This window comes from Actinomycetospora sp. 2LY8.5 (assembly GCF_057180585.1).
Map to the genome: position 1 here is coordinate 58,956 of NZ_JBXUHE010000013.1, position 22,274 is coordinate 81,229.

18 protein-coding genes are annotated in these 22,274 nt (G+C 73.8%); 11 read left to right on the forward strand and 7 right to left on the reverse strand.

The window, feature by feature from the left end; genetic code table 11:
* Positions 1–60: 60 nt before the first annotated feature.
* Positions 61–474 carry a superoxide dismutase, Ni gene (sodN, locus tag AC2A1K_RS16575; RefSeq protein ID WP_444876324.1) on the reverse strand — a complete coding sequence of 138 codons (414 nt, stop codon included), beginning with the start codon at positions 472–474 and terminating at the stop codon, positions 61–63.
* Between the two features lie 92 nt (positions 475–566).
* Here sodN and AC2A1K_RS16580 point away from each other — a divergent pair, with 92 nt between their 5' ends.
* From AC2A1K_RS16580 to AC2A1K_RS16615, 8 genes are all read left to right on the forward strand, one after another.
* The gene (locus tag AC2A1K_RS16580; RefSeq protein ID WP_483897398.1) at positions 567–908 is read left to right on the forward strand and encodes a S24 family peptidase; all 342 of its coding nucleotides are present in this window, start codon (positions 567–569) and stop codon (positions 906–908) included.
* A 288-nt stretch (positions 909–1,196) separates the two neighbouring features.
* Entirely contained in the window at positions 1,197–2,393 is a 1,197-nt protein-coding gene (locus tag AC2A1K_RS16585; RefSeq protein ID WP_483897471.1) for an NAD(P)-dependent malic enzyme, read from the forward strand.
* Between the two features lie 667 nt (positions 2,394–3,060).
* On the forward strand, positions 3,061–5,676 hold the full coding sequence (locus tag AC2A1K_RS16590; protein WP_483897399.1) for a putative bifunctional diguanylate cyclase/phosphodiesterase: 2,616 nt from the start codon (positions 3,061–3,063) through the stop codon (positions 5,674–5,676).
* A gap of 183 nt (positions 5,677–5,859) precedes the next feature.
* Entirely contained in the window at positions 5,860–6,945 is a 1,086-nt protein-coding gene (locus AC2A1K_RS16595) for an ABC transporter ATP-binding protein (RefSeq protein WP_483897400.1), read from the forward strand.
* On the forward strand, positions 6,942–7,586 hold the full coding sequence (locus AC2A1K_RS16600; RefSeq protein ID WP_483897401.1) for an ABC transporter permease: 645 nt from the start codon (positions 6,942–6,944) through the stop codon (positions 7,584–7,586). Before AC2A1K_RS16595 ends, AC2A1K_RS16600 begins: the two co-directional genes overlap by 4 nt.
* A gap of 2 nt (positions 7,587–7,588) precedes the next feature.
* On the forward strand, positions 7,589–8,335 hold the full coding sequence (locus AC2A1K_RS16605; protein ID WP_483897402.1) for an ABC transporter permease: 747 nt from the start codon (positions 7,589–7,591) through the stop codon (positions 8,333–8,335).
* Positions 8,332–9,261 (forward strand): ABC transporter substrate-binding protein, encoded by a 930-nt coding sequence (locus tag AC2A1K_RS16610; RefSeq protein WP_483897403.1) that lies wholly within the window; start codon positions 8,332–8,334, stop codon positions 9,259–9,261. The genes AC2A1K_RS16605 and AC2A1K_RS16610 overlap by 4 nt, the downstream gene beginning before the upstream one ends.
* Before the next feature lie 105 nt (positions 9,262–9,366).
* On the forward strand, positions 9,367–10,380 hold the full coding sequence (locus AC2A1K_RS16615; RefSeq protein WP_483897404.1) for a CobW family GTP-binding protein: 1,014 nt from the start codon (positions 9,367–9,369) through the stop codon (positions 10,378–10,380).
* A 13-nt stretch (positions 10,381–10,393) separates the two neighbouring features.
* Here the strand turns inward: AC2A1K_RS16615 and AC2A1K_RS16620 are convergent, their stop codons facing one another.
* The gene (locus tag AC2A1K_RS16620) at positions 10,394–11,995 is read right to left on the reverse strand and encodes a flavin-containing monooxygenase (protein WP_483897405.1); all 1,602 of its coding nucleotides are present in this window, start codon (positions 11,993–11,995) and stop codon (positions 10,394–10,396) included.
* Positions 11,992–12,762 carry an alpha/beta hydrolase gene (locus tag AC2A1K_RS16625; protein WP_483897406.1) on the reverse strand — a complete coding sequence of 257 codons (771 nt, stop codon included), beginning with the start codon at positions 12,760–12,762 and terminating at the stop codon, positions 11,992–11,994. The genes AC2A1K_RS16620 and AC2A1K_RS16625 overlap by 4 nt, the downstream gene beginning before the upstream one ends.
* A gap of 576 nt (positions 12,763–13,338) precedes the next feature.
* Here AC2A1K_RS16625 and AC2A1K_RS16630 point away from each other — a divergent pair.
* Entirely contained in the window at positions 13,339–15,075 is a 1,737-nt protein-coding gene (locus AC2A1K_RS16630; protein ID WP_483897407.1) for a sigma-54-dependent Fis family transcriptional regulator, read from the forward strand.
* A gap of 84 nt (positions 15,076–15,159) precedes the next feature.
* Here AC2A1K_RS16630 and AC2A1K_RS16635 read toward each other — a convergent pair whose 3' ends face one another.
* The 4 genes from AC2A1K_RS16635 to AC2A1K_RS16650 form a co-directional block, all read right to left on the reverse strand.
* Positions 15,160–15,336 carry a DUF6104 family protein gene (locus AC2A1K_RS16635; protein ID WP_274191560.1) on the reverse strand — a complete coding sequence of 59 codons (177 nt, stop codon included), beginning with the start codon at positions 15,334–15,336 and terminating at the stop codon, positions 15,160–15,162.
* Positions 15,337–15,347: 11 nt separating this feature from the next.
* Positions 15,348–19,193 (reverse strand): multifunctional oxoglutarate decarboxylase/oxoglutarate dehydrogenase thiamine pyrophosphate-binding subunit/dihydrolipoyllysine-residue succinyltransferase subunit, encoded by a 3,846-nt coding sequence (locus AC2A1K_RS16640; protein WP_483897408.1) that lies wholly within the window; start codon positions 19,191–19,193, stop codon positions 15,348–15,350.
* A gap of 171 nt (positions 19,194–19,364) precedes the next feature.
* Positions 19,365–20,060 (reverse strand): zf-HC2 domain-containing protein, encoded by a 696-nt coding sequence (locus tag AC2A1K_RS16645; RefSeq protein ID WP_483897409.1) that lies wholly within the window; start codon positions 20,058–20,060, stop codon positions 19,365–19,367.
* A complete protein-coding gene (locus AC2A1K_RS16650; RefSeq protein WP_483897410.1) occupies positions 20,057–20,629 on the reverse strand; it encodes a sigma-70 family RNA polymerase sigma factor in 573 nt (190 codons plus the stop codon). The genes AC2A1K_RS16645 and AC2A1K_RS16650 overlap by 4 nt, the downstream gene beginning before the upstream one ends.
* Before the next feature lie 249 nt (positions 20,630–20,878).
* On the opposite strand from AC2A1K_RS16650, the gene AC2A1K_RS16655 reads away from it, so the two are divergent.
* A complete protein-coding gene (locus AC2A1K_RS16655) occupies positions 20,879–21,622 on the forward strand; it encodes a CHRD domain-containing protein (protein WP_483897411.1) in 744 nt (247 codons plus the stop codon).
* Positions 21,623–21,624: 2 nt separating this feature from the next.
* Entirely contained in the window at positions 21,625–22,236 is a 612-nt protein-coding gene (locus AC2A1K_RS16660; protein ID WP_483897412.1) for a class F sortase, read from the forward strand.
* The last annotated feature ends 38 nt before the right edge of the window (positions 22,237–22,274 follow it).

The following is a 22,274-nucleotide window of genomic DNA, read 5'->3' on the forward strand; positions in this document are numbered from 1 at the left end:
CGCGACGCGCCCGCCCCCGGATGGCGGGGACGGGCGCGTCGGGAGCCGTGCGGAAGGGGATCAGCCCTTCTTGGTCTCCCAGAAGATGTCCGAGATCTCGGCGATGTAGTCGAGGACCTGCTGACCGGTCTGCGGGTCCATCGACGACTTGGCGCCGTCGGCGCCGCCGCCCGCGGCCTTGGTGGCCTTGTTGAACAGCTCGTGGAGCTGCGGGTACTTCTCGAAGTGCGGCGGCTTGAAGTAGTCCGTCCACAGCACCCAGAGGTGGTGCTTGACGAGGTCCGCGCGCTCCTCCTTGATCTGGATGGCGCGGGTCCGGAAGGCCGGGTCCTCGTTCGACTGGTACTTCTCCTGGATCGCCTTGACCGACTCGGCCTCGATCCGGGCCTGGGCCGGGTCGTAGACGCCGCAGGGGAGGTCGCAGTGTGCGGTGGCCTCCAGACGCGGGCGCAGGACGCTGGAGAGCAGTCCCATCTCGCCTCCCTCTTCCTGTTGAGGAATGGTGATCGTTCCGACGACAGTCAACGTACCCCTGTCACGGGGCCCCGACACGTGGAGCGCGGCCGGTGCGGACCACCCGTGAGCTGCTGATCACGCTGGTGGAGCGCCGTCCCCGGCGGGTCCTGGTGCGCGGCGCCTCGATGGCCCCGACGCTGCGTGACGGGGACGTCGTCGTGGCGTTGCCGGGGGCGGCGGTGCGGCCCGGCGAGCTCGCCCTCGTGCGGTGGGCCTCGCGCCCCGGACAGCTCTCGGTGAAGCGGGCGGCGCTCGCGTTCGACGACGGCTGGTTCGTGGTCGGCGACGCCCCGCAGGCCTCCACCGACTCCCGCACCCTCGGTCCGGCGGAAGTCCTCGGGCCCGTCCGCTGGCGTCTGTGGCCCCGCCCGGGACGCCTGCACGCCCGGTAGCGGCGCGCCGGGGTGACCCCGGACGCAGACACGACCCCCACCGACGCGGGAGGATTCGCCGCGACCGGGGCGACGGAGCGCGCCAGCGCCGCGTGGCCCGGGCCGCGCGCCCACCCGCGCCGACGGCCCGCCCGGCCCCCGCCGACCGCGGGAGCCGCCACCACCTCCCGCCCGGGTACCCCGACCTCGGCAGGCCTGCCTGCGCGACCCGACCGCCCGCTTGGAGCCCCCGTGAGCGACCCCGGCAACGACGCCACCACGAACCAGCCCGCCCTCGACGGCCGCGACATCACCGACGAGGAGGTCTTCGCCTCCCACGAGGGCGGCAAGCTCTCCATCGCGCCGACGGTCGGGCTCTCCGGCCGTCGCGACCTCTCGATCGCCTACACGCCCGGGGTGGCGAAGGTCTGCCGGGCGATCGCCGACGACAAGGCGCTCACCGCGCGTTACACCTGGACCCACCGCCTGGTGGCCGTGGTCTCCGACGGCACCGCCGTCCTCGGCCTGGGCGACATCGGCCCGCGCGCGTCCCTGCCCGTGATGGAGGGCAAGTCGGCGCTGTTCAAGGCGTTCGCCGACCTCGACTCGATCCCGCTGGTCCTCGAGACCACCGACGTCGACGAGATCGTCGACACGCTCGTGCACCTGCGTCCCAGCTTCGGCGCGGTCAACCTCGAGGACATCGCGGCGCCGCGCTGCTTCGAGATCGAGCGCCGGCTGATCGAGGCGCTCGACTGCCCGGTCATGCACGACGACCAGCACGGCACCGCGATCGTCGTCCTCGCGGCCCTGCGCAACGCCGCCCGCGTGCTCGGCCGTGACCTCGGCACGCTCCGGGTGGTCGTCAGCGGTGCCGGGGCGTCCGGCGTCGCCTGCGCGAAGACCCTGCTCTCGGCGGGGGCGAGCGACGTCGTCGTGCTCGACTCCCGCGGCGTCATCCATGCCGGCCGTGAGGGCATGAACGTCGAGAAGATCGCGCTGGCGGAGGAGACGAACCCGCGCGGCGTCCGGGGCGACCTCGCCGCCGCGGTGTCCGGGGCCGATGTCTTCCTCGGGCTGTCCGGCTCGACCATCCCCGAGTCGGTCATCGCCTCGATGTCCGAGGGTGGGATCGTGTTCGCGCTGTCCAACCCCGACCCGGAGATCGACCCCTCGGTCGCGCGCAAGCACGCGGCGGTCGTCGCCACCGGGCGCAGCGACTACCCGAACCAGATCAACAACGTGCTCGCCTTCCCCGGGGTGTTCGCCGGGGCCCTCGACGCCGCCGCCCGGCGGATCACCGAGGCCATGAAGCTCGCCGCCGCCGAGGCGATCGCGGACATCGCCGCGGGCGACGACGAGTTCGGCGTCGACCACATCGTCCCGAGCGCCCTCGACGACCGCGTCGCGCCGGCGGTCGCCGCCGCCGTGGCCCGCGCAGCCGCGGAGGAGGGCGTCGTGCGCCGGCACGTCGCCGAGGTCGCCGCCGAGGGGCACGGGCACTGAGTCGTCGGCGGGCCGCGGGCCGTTCGGTCGTCCACCGGAGGTGGCGGGCAGCCCGGTCGTCCACGACGGTGGGGTCGGCGGCGGACCGGGTTCGGGGCCGGTGTTGCGTGCGACGGGTGTGTCGCTGTCGCTCACCCGGCCGATCATCCGTCATCCTTCCGGAGGTTGCGGAGCGTTCGTGGCGAGATCCGGACCGCTCGTCACGGACCGAGAGCACCGACCGTAGGGCGGTGAGCCGCAGGTGGGTGACCTCGCGGTCCGTCGGGCGAGTGGTTCTGGTCCGTCTGCCGCTCGTCGTGGACTCCGTCCGCTTCGGCGCGACGACCGGTCGGTGGCCTCAAGGTCGACCGACCGTGTCGTGCAGCAGAACGCGTCGGAACACGCGGTCGCCGCGCGGCATCCCTCCACAGGGTGATCTACCCGGACCCGGACCGGGTCTTCTTCGTTGCCTGAGACAGACGCGGAGAGGCCGTTCCAACCGGAACGGCGGGGGGCCCGCGGCGAGGGGAGCGCAGACGTGGGGAGTGCCGTGCCGGTGCCGGGCTCGCGTGGCCTCACCGTCGCCTCTGCCGCCCCGGCGGCTCCCCGATCGCCCGGGTCGACCGCGAGACACCGGGCCGAGGCACTCGCGGTCCTGCCCCCCGCCGACGGCGGTCCCGAGGGCGGCGTGACGCTGCCGGCCGGCGCCGCGCTGCACCATGACGCCGGCGGGCGCGTCGTGGCCGTGCGCGAGCAGGTCGCGCAGCTCGTCGATCCGTCCGGCACCGTCACGCCGGGCCGCATGGTCGGGCGCCCGCTGCACGACCTGCTCGTCGACCTCGCGCCCGTCGACCCCTGCGCCGGCCCCGAGGGGCTGCTCGGCGCCCGGCTGCGGCGCGTGGCGGACACGCCGCTGCCGGTGCAGGTCGTCGTCTGGCCGGACGCGGCGGGCGGCGCGACGCTCGTCCTGGTGCCGCGGCCCGAGCCCGCCACGGAGCCGATGCCGCGCCAGACGCCCCAAGCACCCCAAGCACCCCAGGCGCCCCAAGCACCCCAGACGCCCCATGTGCTCCCCGCGGCCCCGGAGCCGGCGTCCGGGCCGTCGGCGGCCGACATCGAGCGGATCGCCGGCCTCGGCCACTGGGAGGTCGATCTCGCCTCCGGCTCGGCGTGGCTCTCGCCCGTGCTCGCGGAGCTGCTCGGCACGGACCCGCACCCGGTGCAGAGCGCGGAGGACCTCCTCAACGCGCTGCACCCGGCCGACCGGCGCGGGTTCGCACGCCGCTGGGCCGCGCTGGTGTCCGAGGGGACGCCGCTGGAGACCGAGGCGCGCCTCGGCGACGGCACCGGGCGCATCCTGCAGCTGCACGCCGCCCTGCGGTCCGACGGCACCGTGCTCGGCACCGCGTCCGACGTCACCGGCCGGCGCCAGGCCGAGGAGCGGCTGCGGGCGCTGACCCAGCGCTTCACCGACCTGCTCGCCGTCGCCCCGGTCGGGATCGCGCTGTTCGACGACGACGAGCGGCTGGTCAAGGCGAACCAGGCGCTGTGCCGGCTGCTCGGTCAGGGCCCCGAGGCGCTGCGCGGCCGCCGCGCCGACGAGCTGCTCGACCTCGGCGCCGAGACCGCCGGGACGCCGGGCCCGGTGACGCCGCTGCTGGCGCGCCCGGCGGGGTCGGCGGGGTCGGTGAGCTGGTCGTGCGCACCGCGGGCCCTGCGCACCCGCGAGCGCGGCGCGGGCGGCGCGGACGCCGACCCGGTGTGGTGCGAGCTGCACGTCTCGGTCTCGGTGCACGAGGACGGCGGCGTCACCCACCTCGTCGTGTTCACCGACGTCACCGACGCCCGGCGTGTCGAGGCGAGCCTGCGCCACCAGGCCATGCACGACGAGCTCACCGGCCTGCCCAACCGGCGCGCGCTCACCACCACCGTCTCGCGGCTGCTCGCCGGACCGACGGCGCGGCGCACCGGGGTGCTGTTCTGCGACCTCGACAACTTCAAGCGCGTCAACGACTCGCTGGGCCACGACGCGGGCGACGAGCTGCTCGTCGAGCTCGCGGCGCGGCTGCGCGAGCGCCTGCCCGCCGGCTGCGCGGCCTCGCGCAGCGCCGGCGACGAGTTCGTCGTGGTGTGCGCCGACGTCGACCGGCACGGCGGGCTCGACGCCCTGTCGGCCACGGTCGCCGGCATCCTGCGCACGGCGATCCCGGTGCACGGCCAGCTCGTGCGGATCTCGGCGACGGTCGGGGCGGCGGTCGGCGCGACGATCGGCGCCGACTCCCAGGCCGACCCGGCCCAGCCCGACATCGACCCGACCGCCGACCCGGTCGAGCAGGTGCTGCGCCGCGAGCGCGCCACCGAGCTCGCGGGCCTCGACCCGGCGCCGGCGCACCCGGGCACCGGCGACCTCATGCGCTTCGCCGACGCGGCGCTCTTCGAAGCCAAGAGCGGCGGCACGGGGCGCTTCGCGCTCGCCGACGAGGCGATCATGAAGGGCGCCGACGAGGCGCTGCGCATGGAGACCCAGCTGCGCGAGGCCATGATCAACGACGAGCTGGTGCTGCACTTCCAGCCGGTCGTCGGGCCCGACGGGCGGGTGCAGACCGCCGAAGCGCTGGTGCGCTGGCAGCACCCGGAGCAGGGCCTGATCTTCCCCGACAAGTTCCTGCCCGTGGCCGAGGCCGCCGACCTGCTGGGCGACCTCGACCGCTGGGTGCTGCGCACCGCCGTGCGCGAGGCCGCCGTGTGGCCGTCCTCGGGTCCGGACGGGGTCGTGCCCTCGGTCGCGGTCAACCTCGCGGGCCTGCTGCCCGGCGACCCCGACTTCCTCGACACCGTGCACGAGGCCGTCACCGCCGCGGGCCTGCCGTACGACCGCCTGGTGCTCGAGCTCGTCGAGACCTGCCTCGCGGACCTCCCGTCGACGACCCTGCGCGAGATGAACGAGCTCATCGCCGCCGGCGTGCGGTTCGCGGTGGACGACTTCGGCACCGGCTACTCGTCGCTGTCGCGGCTGACGGGGCTGCCGGCGCAGATCGTCAAGCTCGACCGCGGCTTCGTCCGGGGCGTCGCCACCGGGGAGTCCGACCGTGCCGTGGCCCGCGCCGTCGTCGACCTGACCGCCGCCATCGGGCAGATCTGTGTGGCCGAGGGCGTCGAGGACTCCGACCAGTTCGCGGTCCTGCGCGACCTCGGCGTGCACGCCTACCAGGGCTGGCTGTTCGCCCGCGCGATGCCGGGCGAGGCGTTCACGCAGCTGCTGCGCCGCGGGCCGCTGACGCCCCAGGACCGGCGAGCCGGCTGAACTCCGCCGGCTGAACTCCGGCTGAACTCCGCCGGCACTCCGCCGGCACTCCGCTGAGACCGGGGTCACAGCGACTGGTGTCGTCGGGCCGTGATCGGTCGCGGCTGTCGGGGCCCCCGATTACATTCACGCCTCGACTCGGTGGTCGTCCGTGGCCGCCGTCGGGATCCCGGGAGCAAGTACGTGATCGAGTTCCGGGACGTGGGCAAGCGCTTCGCCGACGGCACGGTGGGGCTGGACTCGCTGTCGCTGACGGCGCGCGAGGGCGAGATCACCGTGCTGGTCGGGCCCTCGGGCTGCGGCAAGACCACCTCGCTGCGCACCGTCAACCGCATGGTCGAGCCGACGTCGGGGTCGGTGCACCTCGACGGCCGTGACGTCGCCGCGGGCCACCCGGCGGAGCTGCGCCGCGGCATCGGCTACGTCATCCAGCAGGCGGGTCTGTTCCCCCACCGCCGGGTGATCGACAACGTGGCCACCGTCCCCGTGCTGCAGGGGCTGTCGCGGCGCGAGGCGCGCTCCCGGGCGGCCGAGGTGCTCGAGCGGGTCGGGCTCGACGGCGCGCTCGCGCAGCGCTGGCCGGCCCAGCTCTCCGGCGGCCAGCAGCAGCGCGTCGGCGTGGCCCGGGCGCTCGCGGGCGACGCCCCGGTGCTGCTCATGGACGAACCGTTCTCCGCGGTCGACCCCGTGGTGCGCGTCGAGCTGCAGGACGAGCTGTTGCGCCTGCAGGCCGACCTGGGCAAGACGATCCTGTTCGTCACCCACGACATCGACGAGGCGATCCGCCTGGGCGATCGGGTGGCCGTGCTGCGTGTCGGCGGGCGCCTGGCCCAGTTCGCGCCGCCGGACGAGCTGCTCGCCGCCCCGGTCGACGACTTCGTCTCGGGCTTCGTGGGCCGCGACCGCGGCTACCGGCGGCTGGGCTTCGTGCCGGCCACCGCCCTGCGGCTGGTCGACCTGCCGACCCGGGCCGACGCCAACGGCGAGTCCGTCGGCGTGCCGGGGGAGTGGACGGTGCTGCTCGACGGCCGCGAGCGGCCGTCGGCGTGGCTCGGCCCGGACGGCGCGCGCCACGACCTCGGCTCGCTGTACGTCACCGACGGCGGCGACGCGGCGGCCGACGCCGCCGGCACGCTGCGCGGGGCCCTCGACGCGGCGCTGAGCTCGCCCGCCGGGCGCGGGGTCGCCGTCGACGGTGCCGGGCGCTACCGCGGCGGGGTCGACACCGACGACGTGCTGGCCCTGCTGGATCGGAGCGCCACACGGTGAGGGCGTTCGGCTACGACCTCGACGACCTGGTCGTCGCCCACGTCCTGCTCGCGCTCGTCCCGGTCGCCCTGGGCCTGCTCGTCGCGCTGCCGCTGGGCTGGTGGGCGCATCGCTCGGCGGGGGCGCGCCGGGTGCTGGTGCCGTTGTCGGGGGCGCTCTACACCATCCCCTCGCTCGCCCTGATCGTCTTCATCCCGGTGCTGCTGGGGACGCCGATCCTCAGCCCGGTCAACGTCGGGCTCACGCTCACGATCTACACGGTCGCGCTGCTCGTGCGCAGCGTGGCCGAGGCCCTCGACGCCGTGCCGGAGAACGTCACCACGGCCGCGCTCGCCGTGGGGTACCGGCCGTCGGGGCTCTTCTTCGGCGTCCAGCTCCCGCTCGCCGTGCCGGTGCTCACCGCCGGGCTCCGGGTGGCGTCGGTGTCGGCGTTCTCGCTGGTCACGGTGGGTGCCCTGGTGGGTATCCAGTCGCTGGGCACGCTGATGACCGACGGATTCCAGCAGGACTACACCGCGATGGTGGCCACCGGCATCGTCGGCTCGGTCCTGCTCGCGTTCCTCTTCGACGCGCTGTGGCTCGCGCTCGGCCGGTCGCTGTCGCCGTGGCAGCGCGCGTCGCGCGCCGGAGCGGGGGTGTAGCGGTGCTCGGACGTCTCGTCGAGTGGTTCTCGGACCCGGCGCAGTGGAGCGGGTCGGCGGGCATCCCGGTCCGCGTGCTCGAGCACCTCGGCTACACGCTGCTCGCGGTCGTCATCGCGGCGGCCGTCGCGCTGCCGTTGGGTGCGCTCATCGGGCACACCCGCCGCGGCGGGCTCGCGGTCGTCGGCGTCGCCAACGGCCTGCGCGCGCTGCCCGAGCTCGGCGTGCTCGTGCTGTTCGTGCTGCTGCTGGGCCTCGGCCTGCTGCCGCCGACCCTCGCGCTGGTGCTGCTGGCGATCCCGCCGATGCTCGCCGGGGCCTACTCCGGCGTCGCCGGGGCCGATCCCGGCGCCGTCGACGCCGCGCGGGGGATGGGGATGCGCGAGCACCAGATCCTGCTGCAGGTCGAGGTGCCGGCCGCCGTGCCGCTCGTGCTCGGCGGGGTGCGTTTCGCGACGCTGCAGGTGGTGGCCACCGCGACCATCGCCGCCTACGTCGGGCTCGGCGGCCTCGGGCGCTACATCATCGACGGATTCTCGGTCCGCGACTTCCCGCAGATGCTCGGCGGCGCGGTGCTCGTCGCGGTGCTCTCGATCGTCGTCGAGCTCGTGCTCCAGCTCCTCGGGCGGTTCGTCACGCCCGGTCCCACCCGCCTCCGGCTCCGCCCCGACGGTGCCCCCACCGAGAACTCGGTGCCCGAGGCCCTGCCGTCCGCCACCCCGTCGTCCGCAGAGAGGCACGACCGATGATCCGCTCTCCCCGATTGCTGTTCCTCGCCGCGGTCGCCGCCGTCGGCGTCCTCCTCGCCGGGTGCGGGGGCGGTGGCTCCGACCCGCTGGCCACCCAACCCGCCGCGCCGTCGGCCCAGGGCACCGTGCGCATCGGCTCGGCCAACTTCACCGAGAACCGCCTGCTCGCCGAGATCTACGCGACCGCCCTGGAGACCAGGGGCGTCGCCGTCGAGCGCCGCTTCGGGATCGGCAGCCGCGAGACCTACTTCCCGGCGCTGCAGAACGGCGAGATCGACCTCGTCCCCGACTACACCGGCAACCTGCTGCAGTTCCTCGACCCGCAGGCCACGGCCACGGCGTCCGACCAGATCTACCAGCAGGTCTCCGGCGCGCTGCCGCCCCAGCTCCAGCTGCTGGCGCAGAGCGCCGCGGAGGACAAGGACGCCGTCGTCGTCACCCGTGCCTTCGCGACGCAGAACAACCTGCGCTCGATCGACGACCTCACCCCGCTGTGCCCGACCATCGCCTTCGGCGGCCCGCCGGAGTTCCAGCAGCGCTCCTACGGCGTCCCGGGCCTCCAGCGGCTCTACAACTGCTCGTTCCGCGAGTTCCGCGCCCTCGACGCCGGCGGTCCGCTGACCGTCGCCGCCCTGCGCGACGGCACCGTGCAGGCCGCCGACCTGTTCACCACCGACGCCTCGATCCCCGAGAACGACTTCGTCGTGCTCGAGGACCCGAGGTCGAACTTCGCCGCCCAGAACGTCGTGCCGCTGATCAACCGGTCGAAGTCGGCGGACCCGCGCGTCACCGACACGCTCAACCAGATCTCCGCGGCGATGGACACCACCCAGCTGACCCAGCTCAACCAGCGCCTCGCCGGCCCCGACCGCCCCGACCCGGCCACCGTCGCCCGCGACTGGCTGAACTCGGCGGGCATCCGGTAGCGCAGACCTTCCGGAGCGAACGGGTATCTCGCTGCTTCTATGCGTGCGAACTCCCCGTTCGCTCCAGGGCCCGGGGCGCGCCGGCCCTGTGTCAGGGTGGTCGGCGTGCCCCGTCGCGTCCCCGTGGTGCTGGTCGCCGGTCGCCTCGGCGCCGGCAAGTCGACGCTGGTCAACCACCTGCTGCGCCACGCCGACGGGGTCCGGATCGGCGTCGTCGTCAATGACTTCGGTGCGATCGGGATCGACGCGATGCTCGTGGCGGGGCAGGCGAGCGCGGTCACGTCCCTGGCGAACGGCTGCCTGTGCTGCACCACCGACGCCAACGGGCTCGCCGCCCTGCTCGCCGAGCTGACGGCACCGTCGGCGCGCCTCGACCTCGTGGTCGTGGAGGCCAGCGGTCTCGCCGAGCCCCGCGAGCTGGTGCGTCTCCTGCTCGACGCGATCGCGGGGGAGGCGCCGCACGCGGAGTACGGCGGGCTGGTGGTGGTGGTCGACGCGGTGGAGGACGGTGGGCCCGACGACACCGTGCGCCTCGCCGACCTCGTGGTGCTCAACCAGGTCGACCGGGTCGACGACCCCGCCCCGCTGCTCGCCGCCCTGCGCGCGACCGCCCCCGGCGCGGTGCTCCCGGTGGTCCGCGGGGCCCTCGACCCGGCGCTGCTGGTCGACCCGCCGGCCCGCCGTCGCGCGCCGCGATCGGGCCAGCTGTCGTTCGACGTGCTGCTGCGCGAGGACGCCGCCGACCACGCGCACACCGTCGCGGAGAGCGTCGCGGTGGACCGGGACGTCCCGCTGGACCCCGCGCGCTTCGCGGCGTTCCTCGAGGCGGGGCCGCCCGGCGTGTTCCGGTCCAAGGGCGTGGTGCGGTTCCCCGGTGCCGCCCCGTTCGTGGTGCAGACGGTCGGGACGGCGATCCGGGTGCGCCCCGCGCCCCGCTCCGTCGACGTCGCCGGCGCCCGGCTGGTGTTCCTCGGCGCCGGACTCGACGCGACGGGCCTGCAGGCGGCGATCGACGCCTGCGCCGCCGACCCCGCGGATCCTGCCGACCCCGCCCGCCCCGAGCCGTCGTTGTTGCCGATGCTGCGCTACGAGGAGTCCGACCGGGTCGACGCGCCCTGAGTCCGGGCAGGCGTCACGAGGGGGACATCACGAACCCCTCGTACTCCGCGTCCGCGACCTCGGCGAGCTGTTGGCGGTAGGCGGCGTGACCGGCCATGTAGAACATGACCGCGGTGCGCTTGCCGGGGATGTTCGCCCCGAAGATCCACGAGTCGGCCTGCGGGAAGAGCGTCATGTCGGCGATCTCGCGGCAGGTGCCGGTCCACCGGTCCTCGGCCTCCTGGGTGGGCTCCACCGCGCCGGCACCGGACTCCTCGGCCCGCCGGACGAGCTCGCCGATCCAGTCGACCTGCGCCTCGATGCTCGGCGGGAGATTGGTGAACGGCCCGTTCGGCCCGAGGATCATGAACATGTTCGGGAAGCCGGCGACCGACACGCCCAGGTAGCTGGTCGGCCCGTCGGCCCAGTGCTCGTCGATGTGCTGCCCGCCGCGTCCGCGCAGGTCCATCGCCCGGTAGTTGCCGTCGACGGCGTCGAAGCCGGTGGCGAGGACGAGGACGTCGAGCTCGTGCTCGACGCCGTCGGCGGTGCGCACGCCGTCCGGGGTGATCTTCTCGATCGGGTTCTCCCGGATCGAGACCAGCGTGACGTCGTCACGGTTGAAGGTCTCGTAGTAGCCCTCGTTGCACAGCGGGCGCTTCGCGTAGAGGTCGGTCGGGGTGAGCTTGCGGGCGGTCTCGGGGTCGTCGACGATCTCGGCGATCTTCGAGCGGATGAACGCGGCCGCGGCGGCGTTGGCGTCCGGGTCGGTCGCGATGTCGTTGAACGTCCCGAACATGAACCGGAAGCCGTTGCCCTTGTCCCAGTTCTCCTGGAACACCCGCTCGCGCTCCTCGGGGGTGACGCTCATCGCCGGCACGTCGCTCTCCTCGAAGCCGAACGCGACGACCGAGCCGCGCACCTGCTCCCAGATCGCGCCGAAGTCCTCCTTGGTGCGGGCCACGTCGTCCGGGTCGACGGGGCCGTTGCCCGACGGGACGGAGTACTGCGGCGAGCGCTGGAAGACGGTCAGGTGCTCGGCGAGCGGTGCGGCGGCGACGATGAACTGGGTCCCGGTCGAGCCGGTGCCGATCACCCCGACGCGCTGCCCGCGCAGGTCGAGGTCGTCGGGCCAGGCGTTCGTGTGCACCAGGCGTCCGGCGAAGTCGTCGAGCCCGGGGATGTCGGGGATGTTGGTCCGCGCGAGCAGGCCGAGCGCGGTCACCAGGTAGCGGCAGGAGAAGTGCTCACCCGCCGCGGTGGTGACGTCCCAGCGCGCGCGGTCCTCGTCGAAGACCGCCCGCGTGACCTCGGTGTCCAGCTGGATGTCGCGCGCGAGGTCGAAGCGCTCGACGACGTGCTCGAGGTAGGCGAGGACGTCGGGCTGGTCGAGGTAGCGGGTGCTCCAGTCCCACTCGGCGAGCAGTTTCTCGTCGAAGGAGTAGCGGTAGACGAAGCCCTCGGTGTCGGACTTGGCGCCCGGGTACCGGTTGAAGTACCAGGTGCCCCCGACCCCGCCGCCCTTCTCCAGGGCACGAGCGCGCAGGCCGAGCTGGTCGCGGAGCTTGTGCAGCATGTAGATGCCGCCGAACCCGGCTCCGACGACGATCGCGTCGAGGTCCGTGGCGGTGCTCATCGGGTGCTCCGCGCGTGGTACCAGGCGGCGATCCGGGCGATCTCGGCGTCGGCCTCGGGGGCGGTGCCGGCCAGGAACGGGAAGACGTGCTGCATGTCGTCGACGACCGAGAGCGTCACGTCGACGCCCGCGGTCTCCGCGAGGGCGGCGAGCCGCACGGCGTCGTCGCGCAGGGTCTCGGCGTCCCCGGCGTCGACGTAGAGCCGTGGGAGGCCGGTGAGGTCGGCGTGCAGCGGGTTCGCCAGCGGCGTCCGTGGGTGGATCCGGCCCTCGGCGAGGACCCCGGCGATCATGCTCTCGAGCAGCGGCACGGTGACCAGGGCGTCGGTGGCGGCGTTGGTCACCAGGCTCTCGCCGGTGTTCTCCATGTCCAGCCACGGCGAGAGGGCGATGACGCGGCCGGGGAGCGGACGGCCCTGCTCGCGGAGCGCCAGCGGGACGGCGACGGCGAGGTTGCCGCCGGCCGAGTCGCCGATCGTCGTGATGTCCTCGGGTCGGATGCCGCGCTCGGTGAGCTCGAGGAACGCGGCGACACCGTCCTCGACCTGCGCCGGGTGCGGGTGCTCGGGAGCCCGCCGGTAGTCGAGCACGAACGCGGTCACCCCGAGCGCCTTCGCGACGTGGCCGGCGAGCTTGCGGTGGCTGGCCGCCGAGCCGACGGCGAACCCGCCGCCGTGGTGGTAGAGCAGCACCTGCCCCCGGTCCGCGCCGATCGGCAGCGCCCAGATGCCCGGGACTGCGCCGACGGTGTCCTGCGCGTACGTCACGTCCTCGGGCTCGCGGGTCGGCTGGTGCCACTCGTCGAAGATGCTGCGGAAGAGCCGCGTCGTGAGATCGGGCGTCGCGGTGATGATGTCGGTCCAGTCGGCGTAGAGGGCGCGTAGCGCGTCGGACTCGGCCGAGGCCGCCGGGCTCCTCCGCCCCGTCCCTGTCCCCGTCCCTGTCCCCGTCCCTGTCCCCGTCCCTGTCCCCGTCCCTGTCCCCGTCCCTGTCCCCGTCCCTGTCCCCGTCCCCGTCCCCGTCCCCGTCTCCGTCCCCGTCTCCGTCCCCGTCTCCGTCCCCGTCTCCGTCCCCGTCTCCGTCCCCGTCTCCGTCCCCGTCTCCGTCCCCGTCTCCGTCCCCGTCTCCGTCCCCGTCTCCGTCTCCGTCACGGTCGTGCCTCCTCGCACCGTCGTGCCTCGTCGTCAGGGGGAGCGTCCCGGGGGCCGGGGCGCGCGCGGGTGTTCCGATGCGGAACAGCTCCGCGACGACGAACTCGGCGTGACGCTCTGGCGTACGCGTGTGATGTGGGGCACTGTGTCGGGGGGTTGCGCCTCGGGGGCCGACCGACGGGCGGGACGACGATGCGTCGAGACGAGAGCCGGCCGACGATGTCGTCGGCCCAGTTGCTGCGCACACGGCGCAGCCGAGAGACCCTGGTCGACGAAGGCGTCCTCGTCGTACCGCCCGGGCACGCCGGGGTGCCCTCGCTGATCGAGACGAGCTGGCGGCGCTGCGTGGGCGAGGGCGTGCCCGTCGACCCCGACCACATCCCCTACCGCGAGCCGGACGAGGTGTCGGACGCCCTGTCCCGGGCCGCCGCGCCGGTGCTCGACCGCATGCGCCAGAGCTTCGCCGACGTCCCCGTCGCGATGGTGCTCTCGGACGAGACCGGCCGGATCGTCGTGCGGCACGCCGAGGAGCGGCGCCAGCGCACGGTGATGGACCGCGCGAGCGCGGTGGAGGGTTCCGACTTCTCGGAGCACTCCGTCGGCACCAACGGCCTCGGCACGGTGCTCGTCGAGCGGCGCCCGGTGCTCGTCCGGGGCCCGGAGCACTACAACCCGCGCCTGGAGAACCTCACGTGTGCCGGCACCCCGATCGTCGAGCCCTGGACGGGACGGCTGCTCGGCTCGTTCTCCCTGGCCTGCGCGGTCCGCGACGTGCACCCGCTGATGACCGCCATGACCTCCGACATCGGCCGGCAGATCGAGGAGCGGCTGCTCGACGAGGCGGGGGAGCGACGGCGGCGCCTCGTGCGCTCCTTTCTCGCGGTCGACGGCACCGGCGACGCGGCGTTCGTCGTGGACGAGGACACCGTCCTGGCCAACCGTCAGGGCCTCGTCCACACCGGGCCGGACCTGCACCCGTTGTTGTGGCGCTTCCTCGCCGACCAGGGCCCGGACCGTCCCCGACGGATGGCGGTGCCCCTGCCCGACGCGTTCCGTGACGCCCTCGTCGAGCCGATCCGTGACGGCGGGTGCGTCGCCTTCAGCGTGCGCCTGCTTCCCGGGCGGCCGCGCCCGGCGCTCGAGTCGCCGAGGGCGCCCGAGCCGTCCCGCGGGACGCTGCACCACGTCCCCGCCGTCGACCGGGACCTCCGGGCGGCGCTGCGCCACGGCGAGCGCATCGCGGTGTCCGGCCCCGCGGGCAGCGGCAAGGAGCACCTGGGTCGGCGTGTGCTGCGCAGTCAGGGCGCGGACGATCCGGTCGTCGTCGATGCGGTCCGCGGACCGGTCCGCTGGGACGGTGCCCTCGCCGTCCCCGGGCGTGGCCTGCTCGTCCGGCACGTCGAGGCCCTGGCCGGCGACGACCTGCCGCGGTTGGCGGCGATCGCCGGCGCCGGCGGACCGCTCGTGCTCACACTCGACCCCGACCGGTGGGACGACGCCCTCCTGGGGACCGTCCGCCGCCTCGCCACGATCGTGCGGCTGCCGCGGCTGGCGAGCACCCGCGGACACCTGCCGGTCCTCGTGCGAGCGATCCTGGCCGGGCTCCCGGATCCGGAGCGCCGGACCAGCCTCGCGCCCCGGACCTGGGATCTCCTGGCGGCCTGGCACTGGCCCGGGGACGTCGCCGAGCTGCGGTCGACCGTCGTCGCCCTCGCGCGGCGCGCGGGCGGGGGCGTCGTCGAGCCCGCCGACCTGCCCGACGAGCTCCGTGGCCGGGGTCGGTCGCCGGGGCTTCTCGAGCGCGCGGAACGCGACGCCGTCTCCGGTGCCCTGCGCGCCGCCGGCGGCAACCGCAGCCGCGCCGCCCGGGAGCTCGGGATCGGGCGCACCACGCTCTACCGCAAGATGCGCGAGTTCGGGCTCGACTGACGCCGGCCCACCGGCCTGGCGACGGGCCGCCTCTCGTCCCTCGACCCGACCGACGGTGCTCTTCGCTCAGCCAGGGACGGCGCGCTACTCGTCGTCGCTGTCGTCGCGGGCCAGGAACGTCGCGAAGCGGTCGGCGGCGCCGGCGTGCTCGGGGTGGGCGTCGACGAAGGCGCGGAGGCGGTCGGCCAGCCACGCCAGGCTGACCTCCTCCTCGCCCCTCCGGTCCTCGAGCTCCTCGATCCCGCGGTCGGTGAAGTACATCTGATCCGTACCTAGTCGGACAGCGCCTCGGCGATGAGCGCCTTCTGCTCCACCTCGTGCACCTTCGCGACGCCGGCGGCCGGGGCGGCCATGCGGCGCCGGGAGACGCGGCGCAGGCGCGGCGCGTTGCCGTCCATCTTCTCGTCGAGCCACAGTCCGAGGAACGGCCACGCGCCCTGGTTGGCCGGCTCCTCCTGCACCCAGCGCACGTCCGACTGCGCGTTCGGGTAGCGCTCGAGCACCGCCGAGAGCTCGGCGGTGGCGACCGGGTAGAGCTGCTCCATGCGCACGATCGCGGTGTCGTGCGTGCGGCCCGCCTTCTCGCGCGCGGCGACCAGCTCATAGTAGATCTTGCCGGCGCAGAGCAGCAGCCGCGTGACGCCCTCGGTGCCCCCGGACGCGAAGGCCGGGTCGTCGAGGATCGGCCGGTAACCGCCGGTGGTGAAGTCCTCCACCGGGCTGACCGCCGCCTTGTTGCGCAGCATCGACTTCGGGGTGAAGACGACCAGCGGGCGGCGCACGCCGTCGGTGGCGTGGCGGCGCAGCAGGTGGAAGTAGTTCGCCGGGCTCGACGGCAGCGCGACCGTCATCGACCCCTCGGCGCACAGCTGTAGGAACCGCTCGATGCGCCCCGAGGTGTGGTCCGGGCCCTGGCCCTCGTGGCCGTGCGGCAGGAGCAGCACGACGTCGGAGGTCTGACCCCACTTGGCCTCGCCGGAGGAGATGAACTCGTCGATGATCGACTGGGCGCCGTTGACGAAGTCGCCGAACTGCGCCTCCCACAGCACCAGCGCCTCGTGGTTGGCCACCGAGTACCCGTACTCGAAGCCCACGGCCGCGAACTCCGAGAGCGCCGAGTCGTAGGGCATGAACCGGCCCTGGTCGGGGGTCAGGTTGCGCAGCGGCACGTACTCCGATCCGTCGTGACGGTCGATGACCACCGAGTGGCGCTGCACGAACGTCCCGCGCCGGGAGTCCTGGCCCGACAGGCGCACGAGCTTGCCGTCGATGAGCAGCGAGCCCCACGCCAGCAGCTCGGCGTACGCCCAGTCGATGCCCTCCTCGGAGCCGGTGGTCGAGGCCTTGGCGCGCCGCTCGAGGACGGGCTTGACGCGCGGGTGCACCGCGAAGCCCTCGGGCAGGTCGGTGTGCGCCCGGGCGATCAGCTGGATGACGTCGAGCGGTACCGCCGTCTGCAGCGAGTTCGGCACGGCCTGCTCGTACTCGACCGACGGGCTCGGCTCGGGGTCGGCCTTCTCGAGCTCGCGGACCTCGTTGAACACGTGCTCGAGCTGGCTGCCGTAGTCGCGCAGCGCGTGCTCGGCCTCGTCGAGCGAGATGTCGCCGCGGCCGATCAGCGACTCGGTGTAGGTCTTGCGCACCGAGCGCTTGGCGTCGATGACGTCGTACATCTCCGGCTGGGTCATCGAGGGGTCGTCGCCCTCGTTGTGACCGCGGCGGCGGTAGCAGATCATGTCGATCACGACGTCGGAGTTCCAGCGCTCGCGGAACTCCACCGCCAGCCGCGCCACCCAGACGCAGGCCTCCGGATCGTCGCCGTTCACGTGGAAGACCGGCGCGTCGATCATCTTCGCCACGTCGGTGCAGTAGTGCGTCGAGCGCGTGTGCTCGGGCGCGGTGGTGAAGCCGACCTGGTTGTTGACGATCACGTGCACGGTGCCGCCGGTGCGGTAGCCGCGCAGCAGCGCCAGGTTCAGCGTCTCGGCCACGACGCCCTGGCCGGCGAACGCCGCGTCGCCGTGCAGCGCGACCGGCAGGACCGTGAAGCCCTCGGGCCCCTTGTCGAGCATGTCCTGCTTGGCCCGCACGATGCCCTGCATCACGGGGTCGACGGCCTCGAGGTGCGAGGGGTTCGACGTCAGCGACACCGTCGTCTCGCCGTCGCCGAACATGCGGAAGAACTTGCCCTCGGCACCGAGGTGGTACTTCACGTCGCCGGAGCCGTGCGCCTGGCCCGGGTCGAGGTTGCCCTCGAACTCACGGAAGATCTGCGAGACGGGCTTGCCGACGATGTTCGCCAGCACGTTGAGCCGCCCGCGGTGGGGCATGCCGACGACGACCTCGTCCAACTCGTGCGCGGCGGCCGTGTCGAGCACGGCGTCGAGCAGCGGGATGACGGTCTCGGCGCCCTCGAGCGAGAAGCGCTTCTGCCCGACGTACTTGGTCTGCAGGAACGCCTCGAACGCCTCGGCCGCGTTGAGCTTCGAGAGGATGTACTTCTGCTCGGCGACCGGCACCTTCTCGTGCGGGCGCTCGATGCGCTCCTGCAGCCAGGCGCGCTTCTCGGGGTCGAGGATGTGCATGTACTCGATGCCGATGGTGCGGCAGTACGAGTCGCGCAGGACGCCGAGGACGTCGCGCAGCTTCATGCAGTCGCGGCCGGCGAAGCCGTCGACGGGGAACTCGCGGTCGAGGTCCCAGAGCGTCAGCCCGTGCGACGCGATGTCGAGGTCGGGGTGCTTGCGCTGCGGGTGCGACAGCGGGTCGGTGTCGGCCATGAGGTGGCCGCGCGTGCGGTACGCGTCGATCAGCTCGATGATCCGCGCGGTGCGGTCGATCTGCGACGACGGCAGGTCCTGGCGCCAGCGGATCGGCTCGTAGGGGATCCGCAGCGACGCGAAGATGTCGTCGTAGAACCCGTCCTCGCCGAGCACGAGGTGGTGGATGCGGCGCAGGAAGTCGCCGGACTCGGCACCCTGGATGATCCGGTGGTCGTACGTGGACGTCAGCGTGATGATCTTGCTGATGCCCATGTCGGCGAGCTTCTCCTCGCTCGCCCCCTGGAACTCGGCGGGGTACTCCATGGCGCCGACGCCGACGATCGTGCCCTGGCCGACGGTCAGCCGCGGCACCGAGTGGTTGGTGCCGATCGTGCCCGGGTTGGTCAGCGAGATCGTGACGCCGGAGAAGTCCTCCGTGGTGAGCGAACCCGTGCGGGCCTTGCGCACCATGTCCTCGTAGGCCGCCCAGAACTGGGCGAAGCTCATGTTCTCGGTGCCCTTGAGCGCCACCACGACCAGCGAGCGCGACCCGTCCTTGCCCGGCAGGTCCATCGCCAGGCCGAGGTTGACGTGACCGGGGTCGATGACGGCGGGCTTGCCCTTCTCGTCCTCGCCGAAGTGCCGGTTCATGTTCGGGAAGTCCGCGAGGGCGCGCACCATCGCGTACCCGAGCAGGTGGGTGAACGACACCTTCCCGCCACGCGTGCGCCGCAGGTGGTTGTTGATCACGATGCGGTTGTCGGCCAGTAGCTTCGCGGGCACGGCGCGCACGCTCGTCGCCGTCGGCAGCTGCAGCGACGCCGTCATGTTCTTGGCGATCGCGTTCTGCGCCCCGCGCAGCGGCTTCGTGGTCTCGACCGCACCGTTGGTGGCGCCGGGTTGCGCCGACTTGGCCGGGCTCGTGGTGCCCGCCGGGGGCTTGGCCGTGCCCTCGGTGCCGGAGGAGGTGCCGGAGGAGCTGCCCGAGGAGGTGCCGGTGGACTGGGTGGGCGCGCTCGTCACCGGGGCCTTCTCGCTGGGGGCCTGCTGCGTGCTCTCCTGCGTGCTCTCCGCGGCCGGGCGCGGCGCCGGGGCGGTGTCCTCGCGGGCCTCGCCGTTGGCGGACGCGCCGAGGGGCTCGGCCGTCTCGGCGGAGAGCGGGGCGGTGCCGTTGGCCGCGTTGCCGGCGCTCGCGTGCGCCCCGGCCTCGTCGGGCGCGGTGTCGGGGCTGTAGTCGGCGAAGAAGTCGTGCCACGCGGCGTCGACGGAGTTGGGGTCGGCCAGGTAGCGCTGGTACATCTCGTCGACCAGCCACTCGTTGGGTCCGAACTGGGCGGTCGGGCTACTACTCGACACGACTCGAAATCGCCTCAATCAGTCGTCGCGGTGGCGTCGCAAGCGTGTCCAGATTAGCGCTTGACACCTCACGGGGTCGGTGCCCTGTCGGCTACTGCACCGGTCCATGCGGTGGCTCGCCCCACGATCGGTGCCGCAGGGCCGCCGCACGGACACGCTGGGTGCGTCACGTCACGCGAAATGCGAGCGCAGGACCTCGTCACCGTCGGCGTCGGTGACGACGAACCCGCCCGCCTGCTCGCGCAGCACCGAGGAGTTCAGCCGGCAGACCATCTCCGCCGCGCCCGTGCCCCGGAAGGCGCCCGCGGGCACGGGCCGCCCGGCCCGGTCGAGGACCGTGACCTCGTACCGCTGCCCCTCGACGAACCCGGAGGCGGTGAGCACCACCTCGACCCCCCAGGTGTGGTCGATCGTGCCGGCGTCCGCGCGGATGCCCGGATCGAGCGCCTGGACGGCGGCCGGTTCGACCGGGGGCTCGCCCGCCGCGCTCGCGACGACGCCGATGCCGACGCCGGCGAGCCCGATGATCGCCGCCACGGCAGCGGCGCCGAGCAGCGGGACCCGCCGGCGTCCGCGCGTCGAGCTCGTGGGGAGCGGGGCCACCACGGCGTCCTCCTGCCGGAGACGGCCCCTCACGGCGGCGAAGTCCCCCGGTGGGGCCTGTGGGGCCGGGGTGGCGTCCGGGTCGAGGCGGGCGAGCGGACCGGCCAGCGGGGCGATCTCGGCGAGCTCGGCGCGACAGGACGCGCAGCCGGCCAGGTGCGCGTCCACCTCGGCGCGCTCGCCGTCCCCGAGCTGGCCCAGGGCATGGGCGCCCAGCTGCTCGCGCAGGATGTCGTGCGCAGGGCCGTCGGGAGTGGTGCTCACAGCGGTACTCCCATGTCGTCCATGATGTGCCGCAGGTTCTTCAGCCCGTAGAACACCCGGCTGCGCAGTGTGCCGACGGGCACGTCCTGCTCCGCGGCGACCTCGGCGTACGGCCGCCCGCGCACGTACGTCTCGACGATGGCGCGACGCTGGTCGTCGCTCAGCCGGGTGAGCGCCTCCTCGACGAACCAGGACGTCACGAGGTCGTCGCTGAAGTCGCCGGGGTCGTTGCGGGAGACGGCGGAGCGCTCGGACACCCGCGACAGGTCGCCCGGCGCGGTCGGTGTCCCCGGGCGGCTGCGGTGGTGGCGGACGTGGTCCACGACGACGTTCCTCGCGATCGTGAACAGCCAGACGCGCAGGCTCGCCACGGCGGCGTCGTAGTGCTCGGCGTGCCGCCAGGCGCGGACGAACACCTCCTGCACGACGTCGGCCGCCGCCCCGGGATCGCGCAGCTGGCGCAGGGCGAACCGTTCGAGCTCGCCGGCGTGATCGCGGTAGGCCGCCTCGAGGTCCTCGATGCGGCGCAGGTTCACGGCAGCGCGCGCCGTGCCTGCTGCGTCGGTCACCCGTTCCCCCCTGCGCGGTCTGCCGTTCGGAGCATCCTGATCGTCGGCGTGTGACCGCCCCGTGACGTGCCCGGGTGCCGGCACGACGGGGAGAGGGGCGCCGCGCGTCACGGCGGTGGATACGGCGGTGGTGCCGCGCCCGTTCACCGAACTTTCTCGTCGTCACGTTCTCGTCGTCGTGTGAACGCCGCGGGCGAGGGCTCCGTAGAGACGGGTGATCCGGACACTTCGCCCACCAGGAGGCCCCTCGTGCGCCGTGCACTCCCGAAGCTCGCCGCGCTCTCCGTCCTGACCGCCGGCGCGGTCCTGTTCGGCGGCGGCACCGCGCTGGCCGACACCCCGGTCGACGAGCCGGACACCTTCACCAGCATGTTCACCGTCATGGCCACCCCCGACACCGTCATCGGGAACAACGGCCAGCCGGCGCCCGGCCAGCCCGGGGCCACCGGCACCTTCAACTACCGGATCAACAGCGAGGAGGACGTCATCTGCTACGACCTCACGCTGAACGGCATCACTGGCGAGTACCAGAGCCCGGCGCGCACGGCGACGCACATCCACGAGGCCGCCGAGGGCGCCGCCGGTCCGCCGCGCATCGCGTTCCCGAACCCGGAGGGCGAGGGCGACACCCGCACCAGCTCGGGCTGTCTACAGGGGCCGTTCACCACCGGGGTGATGGCGAACGGCCAGGACACCGGGACGAGCTTCACGGTGCGGCAGATCGAGGAGAACCCCTCGGCGTTCTTCGGTGACACCCACACCGGCGAGTACTCCGCCGGCGCCGTGCGCGGTCAGCTGATGGCGGTGCCGATGGGCGGGGTCGAGACCGGGGCCGGGGTGAGCGGGGCCGGGGTGAGCGGGGCCGGGGTGAGCGGGGCCGGGGTGAGCGGGGCCGGGGTGAGCGGGGCCGCGCCTGCGGCTCTCGGCGCCGGTGCTCTCGTGGCCGCCGCCGTGGCAGCGTTCGCCCTGCGCCGCCGCGGCAGCCGTTCCTGACGATGCGTCTCGCGCTCGCGCTGGCCGGGATCGTCCTGCTGCTCGCCGGCTGTGCCGGCGCCGTTCCGGACGGTCCCGGCGGCGCGGACGCGTCCCGGGCCGCCACCACCGGGCGGGCCGCTCCCGACCCGATCGTGCCGGCGTCGGTCCGCGTCCCGGCCATCGGGGTCGACGAGCCGGAGGTGCTGTCGCTCGGCGTGGCTCCCGACGGCACCGCCGAGGTCCCGCAGGACCACGCGCGCGTCGGGTGGTTCGACCGGACCCTCGCCGCGCAGCGCCGCGGGGCCACGCCCGCGGACGTCCCGATCCCGGCCGGGCGCGGCCCGACCGTGCTCCTCGGGCACGTCGACTCGCGCAGCGGGCCCGCCGTGTTCTTCCGGCTCCGTGACCTGCGGCCCGGCGACGTCGTCGAGGTCGGCCGGTCGGACGGCTCGGTGGCGCGGTACGCGATCGAGCGCACCGAGCAGGTCGCCAAGGACGCGTTCCCGACGTTCGCGGTGTTCGGGGCGACGGCGACCGACGTCGTGCGACTGGTGACCTGCGCGGGCGAGTTCGACCGCGGCGAGCGCAGCTACACCGACAACCTCGTGGTGCACGCCGTCCGGGTCACGTGACGCGCCGGGCTCGATCATGGTGTGCTCCACGGAGACGT

Excerpts from the sequence above, each read along its gene's own strand:
- sodN (WP_444876324.1), bottom strand. The coding sequence starts at position 474 with ATGGGACTGCTCTCCAGCGTCCTGCGCCCGCGTCTGGAGGCCACCGCA.
- AC2A1K_RS16610 (WP_483897403.1), top strand. The coding sequence starts at position 8,332 with ATGATCCGCTCTCCCCGATTGCTGTTCCTCGCCGCGGTCGCCGCCGTC.
- AC2A1K_RS16620 (WP_483897405.1), bottom strand. The coding sequence starts at position 11,995 with ATGAGCACCGCCACGGACCTCGACGCGATCGTCGTCGGAGCCGGGTTC.
- AC2A1K_RS16630 (WP_483897407.1), top strand. The coding sequence starts at position 13,339 with ATGCGTCGAGACGAGAGCCGGCCGACGATGTCGTCGGCCCAGTTGCTG.
- AC2A1K_RS16635 (WP_274191560.1), bottom strand. The coding sequence starts at position 15,336 with ATGTACTTCACCGACCGCGGGATCGAGGAGCTCGAGGACCGGAGGGGC.
- AC2A1K_RS16660 (WP_483897412.1), top strand. The coding sequence starts at position 21,625 with ATGCGTCTCGCGCTCGCGCTGGCCGGGATCGTCCTGCTGCTCGCCGGC.